This is a genomic window from Bacillota bacterium LX-D (assembly GCA_031628995.1).
Taxonomy (GTDB): domain Bacteria; phylum Bacillota; class DUOV01; order DUOV01; family Zhaonellaceae; genus JAVLUO01.
In genome coordinates, this window is the sequence record JAVLUO010000012.1 from 1 (window position 1) to 13275 (window position 13275).

Here is a 13275-nt window from a genome sequence, read left to right on the forward strand (position 1 = left end):
AGTACATTAATTCTATTGAACCGCCGTATACCGAACGGTACGTACGGTGGTGTGAGAGGACGCTGAATTAATTAATTATTCAGCTCCTACTCGATTAAGCAATATTTCATACCTTATCTTTGGCTCAAAGGAATGTATTTTCTCCTTTTGGCAACACTTTTGTAAGCAGGTCTAATGATTTTTTGTACACTAATTAGTTCTTCCATGCGATGAGCGCACCAACCTACAATTCTAGAAGCTGCAAAAAGTGGTGTGTACAGCTCAGGAGGAATGCTCAACATGCTGTAGACAAAACCAGAATAGAAATCTATGTTAGCACAGATTTCCTTATTGGTATTTCTAGTTTCCATAAAAACTTTTGTTGCTAATTTTTCTACATTTAAATATAAATTAAACTCTTTTAACCTATCTTTTTCTTCAGCTAATTCATAGGCTTTTTGTTTTAGGAGAACTGCCCTTGGGTCTGACAATGTATAGACAGCATGCCCCATTCCATAAATTAAACCCGTGTGGTCAAATACTTCTTTGTTCAGCATTTTTTTGAGATAAGACTCAATTTCTTCCTCATCTGTCCAGTCATTAATATTTTCTTTAATATTATCCATCATCTGCATAACCTTAAGGTTTGCACCGCCGTGTTTTGGCCCCTTTAATGATCCTATAGCTGCAGCAATAGCTGAATAAGTATCGGTTCCAGTTGAAGATACTACGCGGACTGTAAAAGCAGAGTTGTTTCCTCCCCCATGTTCGCAGTGCAATACTAGCAGAAGATCTAATATTTCTGCTTCAGTTCTGGTAAATTTATTGTCAGGTCTTAACATATATAATAAATTTTCTGAAGTAGATAAATCGCTTTTAGGCTGATGAATATACAGACTTTTGTCCTGATGATAATGAGCCATAGCTTGGTAAGAATAGGCTACCATGGCTGGGAATTTAGCGATTAATTCAACACTCTGTCTAAGAACATTATCAATATTTGTATCCTCAGGATTTTTATCATAGGAATAAAAGGCAAGTACGCTCCGAGCCAAGGCATTCATTATATTAGAGCTTGGTGCTTTTAAGATCATTCCTCTAGTAAAATCCTCAGGTAAGGCTCTTAGACTGCCCAAAAACTTATTGAACTGATCCAGTTCATCCTTTTTGGGAAGTTCACCTAATAAAATTAAATAGCAAACTTCCTCAAACCCAAAACGTGCTTCTTTTTGAAAACCATTAACAATATCAGTAACTCGTATTCCTCTGTACATTAATCTACCGTAATCAGGAATTTTTTCTCCCTCATCCAGTATATAGCCATGTACTTCTCCAATTCTAGTTAAACCTACTAAGACACCAGCTCCATCACTATTACGCAAGCCTTTCTTAACATCGAATTTCGTATATATACTAGGGTCAATTTTACTATTTGCTTCAATTAAAGCCGAAAACCTGCTGATTTTTTCCGCACGTTCATTAATCATTTTCCACACCCCCAAATGTGTAAAAATCAGACAAAAAAAGCTACAGAGAAGTATCTGCAGCGTTGGTCCCAAAAAGGGTACACCTCATCTTCTCTTTAACGCTGACGAGATTAGCTGACGGATTCGGACCAAAGAGAGAGTTAGCCCTACCTGACATGTGTCAAGATTCACCCCAAATTAATGGTTCTCCCGCTCTTTTATGATTAAGCGTTACCAAATATTAAAGTACTTAATTTGAATCTAATTATTATTATAACAAAATTATTAGCAAGTTGTAAATTTATTGAATCCCATTTATAGATAATATTTTTATGCTAAAATTAGAGTTATACAACTAAATTGCGACTATTTAGGAGGAGTTTAGATGCCAAAAAACAATCCTGATCTAATGAAGATGAAGATGGAATTGGATTCTTTAATTATATTTCAAGAGCTACGCAGAGATGAAACCATAAATAAATTTAGAAAAATAATTGGCTATTTTAATGCTTCTGTGTTTGAATTAGAAAAGTTTGTTAGGTTATATGCTGACTTTTTTCACTGCTTAATTCGACATTCCTGCCTTTCATTTCAAGATTACATTATTAAAAAAATTATTTTCTCGGAAAATACTTACTTTTTAAAACAGATGCAGGGTTCAAAGGAAGCTCGGAATTTAATGCAAGGTATTATGGGCAAAGAATTACAAAGTTTACAGGCAGCATCATCTTTTAACTCTGGCAGCATCAAAGAGTTGGCACTGCAATACTGTAGTTCTTCAGATGAAGAAAAAATTATCAATCAATTGCCAGAATGGCTTGGTCATGACGAAGAATTATTTGCAGATAAAAATAAAGCATATTTAAAGCAAATAGCAGATTTGTTTCATTTCTCAAAAGATTGGGGTAAGTGTGTTGATAAACTCCAGGAATTTTATTGGCAATATGGAAGCGGTATTTTTGCTCAATATAAAGCATTCCTTTGGGAAAAAAATGGACAGGAAGGATACTTAAGGGGAATCGAGAGTCCGGATCCAATTTCCTTCCAGGATTTAATTGGTTATGAAAATCAAAGGAGCAAAATTATTGAAAATACACTAGCTTTTTTAAATGGATATACAGCTAATAATTTGCTCCTCTATGGAGATCGGGGAACTGGAAAATCGTCTACAGTCAAAGCTTTACTAAATGCTTACTATGTTGAAGGGTTGCGCATGGTAGAAGTTCCTAAAGCTTACTTGTTGGATTTCCCTAAAATTATCCAACAACTGAGGGGTTTGCCCCAAAAATTTATTATTTTTGTTGATGACTTATCTTTTGAGGAACAAGATGAAAGCTATACAGCCTTGAAAGCTGTATTAGAAGGAGGACTGGAGGTTAAACCTTCAAATGTTTTAATCTACGCGACTTCGAATCGCCGACATTTAATCAAAGAAAAATTAAGCGATCGTACAGGGATCAAAGCCGGCAGCCTTGATGAAGAAGTTCGCACAACGGATACAGTTCAAGAAAAATTGTCTTTAGCCGATAGGTTCGGAATGACAATAATATTTTCGGCTCCTAATAAAAACAAATACTTGGAAATAGTTGAAGGTATTGCTGCACGGAGAGGAATAAAGATTGAAAAAGAAGAGCTTCAACAATTGGCTTTAAAATGGGAAATGTGGTATAACGGGCGCTCTCCAAGAACAGCTAGGCAATTTGTTGATTGGTTAGAGGGTGCAAAAGAAAGATTTTAACTGCTTTTTGCAGGTATTATTTACTAGTTAACCGAATTAAATATTATATTATAAAAATAATAGGGGTGAGGTTAACTTGTTTAAGAAACAATTTTTAGGTTTAATTACAGTTTGTATTATTATGCTTAGTAGCTGTTTACCAGCATTGGCAGCCCAAGACAACAATATTTTAACTAACAAAATTCAGGTAAATGGACAGTATTTACAGACTAAAACTATTTATTTAAATAAAACAAATATGGTACCAGTTGTTGGTGTTTCTCAAAAACTAGGGTACGATGTAAAATACTATCCTAACCTTAAAAAAGCAACTATCGTAAAAGATGGAAAAAACTATACCATCCAAGCAGAAAAGCCTTACATTGACAAGGGAGAAAAACTAGCAAAGACTCCTTTTACCAAAAACAGAGAACTGTATGTTTCAGCCCATTATTTTGCTGAAGTTTTAGGCGATCAAGTTGGCTGGGATAATCAGCAGAGTACAGTTATTATTAACGACTACAGCAGTATTTTGAATGTAGTTAAGGAAAATGCCCCAAACTTCTGGAAAATGTTAAACACCGATTATAAATTGCCTAAAAAAGCTGATTTTAATGCAAGCTATAAAATCTCTCTTTGGATAAAAGATCAAAAAGAATATAATATCGATTCTAATTTAGATTTAGAGGGCGTTTCCCAAGGGATGAACACCAGATTTAAAATGACCTTAACAACAAAGGGAATTAATGAACTAATAAGTAATTTAGGCAGCAATGACATGAAGCAGAAGCAGGATTTAAGTAATATTACTGCAGAGTTTATTAGTATTGATGGAGATGTTTATGTAAAAACTAATTTACTTAAATTATTGGGTGTTGATACTTTTGATCTCGAAAATAAATGGGGTAAAATCCCAGCTAATTCTGCTCAATTAGCAAGCATTTATAAAATGGAAAATGGCAAATTAATTGATTTATTCAATGTATTGGTAGAAGAAATGATGCGTAATGCAAGTGTAGATGTTTCTGTAGATACGTATAACAATATGAAATTAATTGCAAATACCCTTGTTTCCCTAGTGGACAATGATAAATTTAAAATGCAGAAAGTAAATAACACAATAAAAGAATATACGTGGAATATTACAGAACAAGATATTGAAAAGATGGTTGTAAACTTAATAAACAGCACTAATAACAAGAATCAAAAGGAAGATATTAATTCATTTAAGCAAATAATGCAAAATATTAAAATGTCATTAAAAATTGTGATGTCCCAAAAGGAACAATATTTTACAGATGATCAGTTAGATTTTAATTTTAATATGAATATACCATCTTTACCCCAAATTCGCATGACAACTCAGGGAGGATCTCATTTAACAAATGTAAGTGAAGAAGAAAAAAGTGCGATTCAGGCTCCAGGAGAAGAAGAAGTAATTACTTTGCCTTTAAATTAATTATAAAAAAAGAAGGTTTTATTCATAATAAAGATAATAATGAAAAGACATAGATTATTTATTCTATGTCTTTTTCTTTCCCTGAAGAACAGCTAAATTTCTTGATGTAGAGGAGAATTTTAATGGATGGAATCAGTTTGGATAGTTTTAATGATTTAAGTATAAACCCGGAACTAGTAAAAAAATTAGCTGACATGGAAATTACAAAGCCCATGGAGGTCCAGAAAAAAGTTATTCCTTTAGTGTCTGAAGGCAAAAATGTAATTGTACAAGCACCTACTGGCAGCGGAAAAACACTAGCTTATTTGTTGCCTTTATTGAGTAAAATTGAGTTGACCAAAAACTTACAAGTATTAATTTTAACCCCTACTAGAGAACTGGCTATGCAGGTAGTTAAAGTTATTAGGGAGTTTGGAGATAATTTTTATGCTGTACCTCTTTTAGGTGGTGGCAATTTTAATCGCCAAGTAGACAGCTTAAAGAAAAAACCCCAGATTATTGTAGGCACTCCTGGGAGAGTTTTAGAATTTATTAAGAAAAAAAAGTTAAATGTTGCGATAGTAAAAACATTAGTTATTGATGAAGCTGATAAAATGTTAACTCACGGATTTAAGGATGATATTACGGAAATCGTTAAAAACTGTATGCCTTCAACACAGCTATTGTTTTTTTCTGCTACCATCACTCCTACTGCTGCAAAACAAGCGGCTGAAATGGCGAGAGAAGCGGAACTCGTTAATATAGCGCCAGCCACAAGGACAGCCCCATTAATTGAACACTTATACTTTAGCGCAGAAGAGAATAAAAAGTCTGTTATTTTACAAAAGTTGGTTCAAATATTTAAGCCGCAAAAAATTATTGTTTTTATAACTAATAATCGAGGTGTGGGCCCTTTGACTCGTAGGTTAAAAGAATTAGGCTTAAATGCCATTGGGCTCCACAGCGATATGCCTCAATTGAATAGAAAAAACGTTTTAGAAAGTTTTAGGAAAGGTAAGTATTTTGCCTTAATTACTACGGATCTTTTTTCCAGAGGAATGGATGTTGAAGGTGTAGATTTTGTTTTTAATTATGATTTACCAGAAAATGAGGAGTATTATATCCACCGGGTAGGGAGAACGGGGCGAGGAGGCAAAAAAGGAACCGCCATAAGTTTAGTAACTGAAAAACAAAAATTTATAATTAAAAAGTACGAAAAAAAGCTGCATATAAAGATTGCCTACTATGGCATCTTCAACGATAATAAAGTATTTCCTGTTCAATACTAGTAGTATTCGTAATTATGCAGCTCTAAAAAATATTATTTAAACTAAATCTTTGTAATCCCGGAATATGTTCAATCAATAATTTAAGGGCTGATATTTCAGCTAATGCTAAGGAACGATTTTGAGTTTCTACGTATTTAGTGAGTCTAGCATAAGTTAAATCTATATTATCAATTTCCTGGTGATTCAGAAAAAGAGTCCAGCGGCTTTTAGTATCAGACCAAAGTTGCGCTATTTTTTTAGTTTCTGTATCCGCTTTAGACCAATTCTGCTGAATTATATTTTGTTCCAAATTATCAAAGCGGGTGGTTAAATCTTGAGCAGAATTATTAATATAACTAATGGACCAAACTCCAAAACCAACAATACATAGTGTAAATAAAAGCAAACTAGCTACAACCTTCAATGTTTTTCCTCCTCTTTTCTAGTTTTAACTGGTAATAGAGGTTCCCTGAAGTATCTAGTGAAGCGATTAGTACATCATCCAGATTGTGAACACCCATTTTTTTAAGCTCTGCTTCTAGCCAAGGTACAGTTAATTGGGCGTGCGAAAGATTTTTGTAATCGATTTCCCCGTCAAGGATGAGAGCTAAGGGCATTCCTTCATATTTAGTTTCAATGTTCAGATCTTCTGGAGTTACCGGCCTTTTTTGGGATTTAGGAATAATACTAAGTTGTCCGTTTGTTTCTAAAATAGCATACTCAACATCTGCAATATTAGGGAAATCCTTGCTGCGGAGCATTTCCAACAAATCCGTAATACTAAATCGTTCCTTAATCAGTTCTTCTTCGACGATTTTGCCATTGGCAATTAAGACACTAGGAGTTCCACAAATAATTTTTCGTGCTTTTTTACTCTTAATCGAAATGTACGAGAAAGTAATCTGGGCTAGTAAGAGAGTTAAAATGGGAATTATACCATCGATTAAAGGAATTGAGGTGTCTTGCATGGGGATAGCCGCTAATTCTGATAACATTAGAGCAATGACTAGCTCGAAGGGCTGTAATTCTCCAATTTGTCCTTTGCCCATAATACGCATAATGACTACAATTAAAATAAAAAGAATAATGGTGCGAGTAAATGTAATTAGCATCTATACTGCTCCTTATCAACAAAAAAATTTGGCTAAGTTTACACTGCATATACTAATTAGTAGTTTTGTAAGTTTTTATTTTTTTATACATATCCGTCTAGCTGGCTGGAAGGTCAATTTTAATGTAAAATTGAATTACTTACACTAAAGTATAGTAGAGGAGGAATTTTGTTATGGTAAAAGCTGAAATTGAAGCTGGTGTTTGTGGTTTAAAAACAGAAGTAAAGGCCGAATCAGCAGGTCAGGGAGTACAATTAGATATAAACAGCGATTGCCCTCATATTCAAAAAATTGCTGCAGAGCTTAAAGAAGTGGAAGGCATGAACGAAATCTTTACGAAAATGGATCAAACTAAAGTGTATCAATTAGCAAAACAGTATTGTCCCCATGTTGCATGTGCCGTACCAGCTGGAATCTTAAAGGCAGTAGAAGTTGCTTCTGGGTTGGCTTTGCCTAAAGATGTGGCAATAAAAATTATTAAAGAATAAGATGAATTAACTTCAGGCTAAAGACATATTCTGCATTTTAGTAATTATTTGCTTTGCCTAAATAGATAATGTACTTAAGGGTGGGATATGATGAAAAAAATTAAAATTACTTATCCTGACGGAACTGTTCAGGAAATTGATAAAGGGACGACTTTATTAAAATTATGTCAAGAAGAAAATAACTCGGGTCAACCATATTTAGCTGCCAGGGTAAATAATGTTTTAAAAGATTTGCATTTTTCTCTTCAAGAGGATGCTAAGCTGGAATTTTTAGATCTCACCTCTGATGATGGAATGAGAATTTACCAACGAAGCCTTTGCTTTTTATTAATAAAAGCTGTTGGTGAGTTGTTTCCAGAAGCTAAGGTTTCCGTAGAACACTCTATAAGCAAAGGTTTGTATTGTGAATTACATCAGGCAGAACCTATTACGGAAAAAGATGTACAACAAATCGAAAACAGAATGCGGGAATTGGTTGCTCAGGATATACCTTTTGTGAAAGAAACAGTATCTTTATCTGAAGCAATAAAACTATTTGAGAAAGAAGGGCAGTATGACAAGGTAAGTTTATTGAAACACCGTAATCGACCTCACACTAATTTATACAGCTGCGGATGGTTGAGGGATTACTTTTATGGCTATATGGCTCCAAGTACTGGTTACCTTAAAGTCTTTGAGCTTAAATTTTATATGCCCGGCTTTATTTTGCGTTTTCCTGAAAAAAGCAATCCCACTGTAGTTCCTGAATATGTAGAGCAGCCGAAGCTTTTTAATATCTTCCGAGAAGCTGAAAAATGGGCAGGGATATTAGAAATTAAGAATGTTGGATCTTTAAATGAGCAAATCGCCTCTGGAAATGCAGGGGACTTAATACGTGTGTCAGAAGCTTTTCACGAGAAAAAAATCGCTGAGATAGCTGATTTAATAACTAAAAATCGCGATCAAATTCGTTTGATTTTGATTGCAGGACCATCCTCTTCTGGCAAAACAACTTTTGCCCAGAGGTTAGCAGTTCAGCTAAGGGTAAATGATGTTAGGCCCATATCTATATCTTTAGATGATTACTTCGTTTCTAGAGATAAAACACCATTAGATGAGTTGGGAGAGCCAGATTTTGAGGCCTTAGAGGCTATTGAATTGGATTTGTTTAACGAACATTTAACGAAACTTATTCAAGGTTCAGAGGTTGAATTACCAGTATTCGACTTTATTACAGGGCAGCGGGAATATAAGGGAAGAAGAGTTAAAATTAAAAGAGACCAGCCCATTATTATTGAAGGTATCCATGGCTTGAATGATCAACTGACAACTGCTATCCCCCGTGGCAGTAAATTTAAAATTTATATTAGCGCTTTAACCCAATTGAATATTGACGACCATAATCGAATCTCCACAACTGATGCACGAATTATTCGGAGAATTGTTCGTGATAATCAATTCCGTTCCAATGACGCTTTGAAAACTATTAGAATTTGGCCTAAGGTGAGGAAAGGAGAGGAAAGGAACATCTTTCCATTCCAAGAAAACGCTGATGTAATGTTTAATTCACATTTAGTATATGAATTGGCGGTTTTAGTGAAGTATGCAGCTCCCTTGCTGCAAAAAATTGATGAGCAATGTCCGGAGTATTCTGAAGCGAAGCGACTGTTAAAGTTTTTAGGGTATTTTTTGCCCATGGATGACAAGGAAGTACCTTTTAACTCAATTATACGCGAGTTTATTGGAAACAGCTGTTTTTGCTGAAAAAGAGGGACTCGCCGATGGTTAGTCCCTCTTCAATATTATTTAATTTCTAAAAATGGACACTCTTGATTGTTATTTTCGCAGCTGACCCCAGCTATAGGTTTTCCTCAGCCGCCCCAGCCATCATCATCTTCGCCGCCAATAAACCATTTACATTTAGAAAAATTGCAGTCTCTGCTCATTTTTTCACCTCCAGTTTGTAAAGGATTCAATATTAGATTTAACCAGAAGGTTTTTATTATACAGCTTAGAGAAAATTGAAAGGAGAAATTTATTTGTATATAGGTGCCCATATTTCCATTAGCAAAGGATTTAGTTTTGCAATCGAGCAAGCAAATAAAATTGGCGGCAATACAATGCAGTTTTTCAGCCGTAACCCAAGAGGCGCCGGAGCAAAGGCGCTGAATTTAAAAGATATTGCCCTAGCCCAAGAAAAAGCAGAAAAGTATGGCTTTGGATCCTTAGTAGCTCATGCTCCCTATATTATTAATTTGGCTTCTTCCAAGGAAGATTTATGGGAGTTAGCAATTAGGATAATGTCTGAAGATTTATCCAGAATGGATCAGGCTGGAGTAGCATATTTGGTAGTTCATCCTGGAAGTCATGTAGGTCAAGGTATCCCTTTTGCTCTGAAAAGGGTGTCGCAAGCTTTGAACAGAATATTGCAGAGTGAAGGTCAATCCATAGTGCTTTTAGAAACAATGTCTGGTTCAGGGACAGAGGTCGGAAAATCCCTTGATGAACTAGCCCAAATGATTAAATTGGTTGAAAATAAGGAGAGAGTTGGCGTTTGTTTGGACACATGTCATTTATATAGTGGCGGCTACGATCTTAGGCAAAATTTAGATCAGTTTATTTTAGATCTAGAGGAGAAAATTGGCTTAGATAAAGTTAAAGCGGTACATTTAAATGATAGTATAAATCCTTTAGGCAGTGCGAAAGACCGCCATGCAAATATTGGAGAGGGTTTAATAGGGAAAGATGCTCTTGGCAAATTTGTTACCCATCCCAAATTAAACCACTTGCCTTTTTTGTTAGAGACACCAGGCGGGTTAGAAATTTATCAACAAGAAATTGCTTATTTTAAATCTTTAGAGTAGGACTAATGAACATGGAACAAATAGATAAAAAAAAGACGCAAGAAATTTTAAATCTTTTAGCAAGAAGTTATCCTAATGCTAAGCCAGCTTTAAATTTTGCTAATTCCTTTCAATTATTAATTGCCACCATACTTTCGGCTCAGTCAACAGATAATCAAGTAAATAAGGTAACAGCTAATTTATTTACTAAATATCAAACCCCTGCGGATATTGCAGTCCTTACACCGGAAGAATTGGCTAAGGATATTAAGGGATGTGGATTATACCATACAAAAAGCAAAAATATTATTGCTACCTGTAAGATTTTAGCTGATAAATATGGAGGAAAGGTTCCCGATAGGCTAGAGCAATTGGTGGAATTACCGGGAGTAGGCCGAAAAACAGCTAATGTTGTCTTGAGTAATGCTTTTGGCCAGGATGCTATTGCAGTTGATACACATGTTTTGCGGGTAGCAAATAGGTTAGGGTTGGCTAATAGTACTGATCCATTTAAAACAGAAATGCAGCTGCAGCAGGTAATTCCCCAAAAGAAATGGTCCTTGGCTCACCATTGGCTTATTTATCATGGTCGAAAAAGATGTAAGGCCAGAAGACCAGATTGCTTAGGGTGTGAGTTGACAAAAATTTGTCCTCGAAAAGGATTAAATTAACCTTAATGTAGTCGCAAAAACCCATCTACATTAAGGTTAGTTTGTTATATGCCTAGTCTATTTCAACCAGTAAACACTAAACGGCTGATTTAAAGACAAACCTTTAAGCAGTTCTACTTCCTGATTACCATCTAAGTATTTTAAAACCAAGGAAGTTTCATTACTTGATTTAGCTTGAAGGTAAATTGAGCAGCTATTATTTGAATTAGTTTGTGAGTAAGAGTTATTTACGATACTAGTTTGGGTTATTTCCCCAGAAAGTACATCTACTTTTATTTCCTGTTGGTTTGTTAAAAAAGTTAGCATTTTTTCGTCTAAAGACCAAAGCAATTGCTGAGGGTAGTCTGCTATTACAGCAAGATCTTTTATTTGCTGGTCTGCTAAGTTAAGCATTTGAATTCTGCTATTATTAGTGCCAGATTCCTTTAGGCAGTAGGCAATATAATTGCCTTGGGGCGACCATTTTAAATTCATTGGGCAGCTATTTGGCAGTGAATTTGTAGCTTCCAATGGATTTTGAACTAGAAGAGTAGATTTTTCTCCACTTAGACCTATCTTTTCCATTGTGAAAGAATGGTTCGAATTTGGATAGAAAGAAACTGCCATACTTTGTCCATCAGAAGCCCAAGCAAAGTCTACTGCATTGCTATTTTTAGGTAGCAATTCCATAATACTAGCTTCACTTTCTTTAATCAAGGCGATCTTTAAGTTAAAGTGAGGTAAATAACCAGTTGTTTCTTGAGTGTTATAAGCAATTAAATTTGCCCTGGGAGACCAAGTCGGTTTCCCTGCAACGGGATTAAGATCAACTTTGTACCCACCTGTGCCATCAGCTTTTACTACATATAAGTACGGTTTATCGTAATATGTTTCCGTAGAAGATCTTTTCAAATAAGCAAACCAATTTCCATCGTAGGACCAGCCAATTATTTGTGCTAAACCATCCTTGGTGATCTGTTTAGGGCTATCTCCCGCCTTGTTACCTAATAGGTACAAATTGTTTTGATCAAGAAAAGCAATGCGAGCAGGAATTTCTGCTGCCAACTTTCCTTCCGGAACTTTTGGTTCCCCGGTGCTAATTTCTACAGTTATTGTTTTTGCATCCCAGCCTATAGAAACATCTAAGGCAGTAGAGATAAACCTTAGAGGGACAACAACTGTATCCTTGGTTATCTGTGGGGGGACGTCTAATAAAATTGTTTCTTCATTTTTAAAGGCTTTTTTACTTCCCACAATTAGTTTTATAATCTTTTTTCCTTGAATAATTGTTACCCTATTTGTCTTTGGATCCCATTTTACCTGTGCTTTTAAAGCGTTACTTACAAAGCGGACAGGAACCAGGACTCTGCCAGAGGATACCAGTGGAGGAATATCTGGTTTTAGTTCATTGCCGTTTAGAGTAATTTTTACGGCGGTGGAAGTGGAAAGAGAGGCGTTAGCAGGTGCGGAAAAAATGCTAAATAAAAATAATGTGCTTACAAGTAAAAAAATATTTAAATAACTCTTGACATATAATTTCATTTCTCCACCCCCTCGATATCCTTTGGTAATATCCAGTTTTTGCTAAATAAAACTGGGCTTCTTTGGTATACCCTTTTTTGGGTAAAATTAGCTTTTAAATTTTCCAATTTTCTAAATTTATGGGCTTGACATATTACCGCAGGACTGTAATTAGGAGTGAGATAGAAAAAAATTTCTATCTCACCCAATTTTTTCTAATCAATAAGCTTAAAGCGAGAACCAGGTACACCGCAAATAGGACATTTATCCGGTGCATTATTTATTTCAATGTAGCCGCAAACGGGGCAGAGGTAAAAACCAAGATCTTGATTTTTATCTAAGCTATCCAAAACTTTTTTATATAGTTCTGCATGAACTTTTTCTGCTTCATTGGCTCTTTTAAAGGTAGCTACAGCAGCTTTATTTCCTTCAGCTTCAGCCTCTTTAATAAATTCTGGATACATTTTTTCAAATTCAAAAGTTTCTCCGTTAATACCGGCTTGTAGGTTAGCTGCAGTATCCTGAACTTCACCCATTACTTTAAGGTGGCTGGAAGCATGGATTGCTTCAGCTTCGGCAGCTGCGCGGAAAAGTTTTGCGGCTGTTCTATAACCTTCTTCATCTGCTTTTTGAGCAAAAGCAAGATATTTGCGGTTTGCTTGAGACTCCCCGGCAAAAGCTTCTTTTAAATTTTTTTCTGTGCTCATTTGTTTTAACCTCCTTGATTTCATTATATATAGTAATTATTAATATTCTGTCCAAAAATGTCAAGGTTAACCAAAAAAAGCTTCTTACCCGTTAGCAATGGGTAGAA

At 35.2% G+C, this 13275-nt stretch carries 12 protein-coding genes and 1 riboswitch; of the genes, 7 read left to right on the top strand and 5 right to left on the bottom strand.

The window, feature by feature from the left end; all coding sequences use genetic code 11:
• Positions 1 to 113 precede the first annotated feature (113 nt).
• Entirely contained in the window at positions 114 to 1466 is a 1353-nt protein-coding gene (locus RDV78_09605) for a citrate/2-methylcitrate synthase (protein MDS1030709.1), read from the bottom strand.
• Positions 1467 to 1550: 84 nt separating this feature from the next.
• A riboswitch (cyclic di-AMP (ydaO/yuaA leader) is annotated at positions 1551 to 1686 on the bottom strand.
• 144 nt (positions 1687 to 1830) lie between these two features.
• On the opposite strand from RDV78_09605, the gene RDV78_09610 reads away from it, so the two are divergent.
• From RDV78_09610 to RDV78_09620, 3 genes are all read left to right on the top strand, one after another.
• Positions 1831 to 3183, top strand: a complete 1353-nt coding sequence (locus RDV78_09610; protein ID MDS1030710.1) for an ATP-binding protein — start codon at positions 1831 to 1833, stop codon at positions 3181 to 3183.
• Positions 3184 to 3259: 76 nt separating this feature from the next.
• A complete protein-coding gene (locus tag RDV78_09615; protein MDS1030711.1) occupies positions 3260 to 4621 on the top strand; it encodes a copper amine oxidase N-terminal domain-containing protein in 1362 nt (453 codons plus the stop codon).
• Positions 4622 to 4743: 122 nt separating this feature from the next.
• On the top strand, positions 4744 to 5889 hold the full coding sequence (locus tag RDV78_09620; protein ID MDS1030712.1) for a DEAD/DEAH box helicase: 1146 nt from the start codon (positions 4744 to 4746) through the stop codon (positions 5887 to 5889).
• 22 nt (positions 5890 to 5911) lie between these two features.
• On the opposite strand, the gene RDV78_09625 is transcribed toward RDV78_09620, so the two are convergent.
• Together RDV78_09625 and RDV78_09630 are read right to left on the bottom strand one after the other, a co-directional pair.
• The gene (locus RDV78_09625) at positions 5912 to 6292 is read right to left on the bottom strand and encodes a DUF4363 family protein (protein ID MDS1030713.1); all 381 of its coding nucleotides are present in this window, start codon (positions 6290 to 6292) and stop codon (positions 5912 to 5914) included.
• Positions 6276 to 6980 (bottom strand): DUF421 domain-containing protein, encoded by a 705-nt coding sequence (locus RDV78_09630; GenBank protein MDS1030714.1) that lies wholly within the window; start codon positions 6978 to 6980, stop codon positions 6276 to 6278. The genes RDV78_09625 and RDV78_09630 overlap by 17 nt, the downstream gene beginning before the upstream one ends.
• A gap of 173 nt (positions 6981 to 7153) precedes the next feature.
• Between RDV78_09630 and RDV78_09635 the strand changes: the two genes are divergently transcribed.
• The 4 genes from RDV78_09635 (at position 7154) to nth (ending at position 10961) form a co-directional block, all read left to right on the top strand.
• Entirely contained in the window at positions 7154 to 7468 is a 315-nt protein-coding gene (locus RDV78_09635) for a hypothetical protein (GenBank protein ID MDS1030715.1), read from the top strand.
• Between the two features lie 90 nt (positions 7469 to 7558).
• Complete coding sequence (locus tag RDV78_09640) at positions 7559 to 9211, top strand: nucleoside kinase (GenBank protein MDS1030716.1); 1653 nt, start codon at positions 7559 to 7561, stop codon at positions 9209 to 9211.
• Positions 9212 to 9486: 275 nt separating this feature from the next.
• Positions 9487 to 10311, top strand: a complete 825-nt coding sequence (locus RDV78_09645; protein ID MDS1030717.1) for a deoxyribonuclease IV — start codon at positions 9487 to 9489, stop codon at positions 10309 to 10311.
• A gap of 5 nt (positions 10312 to 10316) precedes the next feature.
• A complete protein-coding gene (gene nth, locus RDV78_09650) occupies positions 10317 to 10961 on the top strand; it encodes an endonuclease III (protein ID MDS1030718.1) in 645 nt (214 codons plus the stop codon).
• A gap of 57 nt (positions 10962 to 11018) precedes the next feature.
• Here the strand turns inward: nth and RDV78_09655 are convergent, their stop codons facing one another.
• Together RDV78_09655 and RDV78_09660 are read right to left on the bottom strand one after the other, a co-directional pair.
• Positions 11019 to 12482, bottom strand: a complete 1464-nt coding sequence (locus RDV78_09655; GenBank protein ID MDS1030719.1) for a stalk domain-containing protein — start codon at positions 12480 to 12482, stop codon at positions 11019 to 11021.
• A 194-nt stretch (positions 12483 to 12676) separates the two neighbouring features.
• Complete coding sequence (locus tag RDV78_09660; GenBank protein MDS1030720.1) at positions 12677 to 13168, bottom strand: rubrerythrin family protein; 492 nt, start codon at positions 13166 to 13168, stop codon at positions 12677 to 12679.
• Positions 13169 to 13275 lie beyond the last annotated feature (107 nt).

Excerpts from the sequence above, each read along its gene's own strand:
- RDV78_09605 (MDS1030709.1), bottom strand. The coding sequence starts at position 1,466 with ATGATTAATGAACGTGCGGAAAAAATCAGCAGGTTTTCGGCTTTAATT.
- RDV78_09610 (MDS1030710.1), top strand. The coding sequence starts at position 1,831 with ATGCCAAAAAACAATCCTGATCTAATGAAGATGAAGATGGAATTGGAT.
- RDV78_09620 (MDS1030712.1), top strand. The coding sequence starts at position 4,744 with ATGGATGGAATCAGTTTGGATAGTTTTAATGATTTAAGTATAAACCCG.
- RDV78_09630 (MDS1030714.1), bottom strand. The coding sequence starts at position 6,980 with ATGCTAATTACATTTACTCGCACCATTATTCTTTTTATTTTAATTGTA.
- RDV78_09635 (MDS1030715.1), top strand. The coding sequence starts at position 7,154 with ATGGTAAAAGCTGAAATTGAAGCTGGTGTTTGTGGTTTAAAAACAGAA.
- RDV78_09640 (MDS1030716.1), top strand. The coding sequence starts at position 7,559 with ATGAAAAAAATTAAAATTACTTATCCTGACGGAACTGTTCAGGAAATT.
- nth (MDS1030718.1), top strand. The coding sequence starts at position 10,317 with ATGAACATGGAACAAATAGATAAAAAAAAGACGCAAGAAATTTTAAAT.
- RDV78_09655 (MDS1030719.1), bottom strand. The coding sequence starts at position 12,482 with ATGAAATTATATGTCAAGAGTTATTTAAATATTTTTTTACTTGTAAGC.
- RDV78_09660 (MDS1030720.1), bottom strand. The coding sequence starts at position 13,168 with ATGAGCACAGAAAAAAATTTAAAAGAAGCTTTTGCCGGGGAGTCTCAA.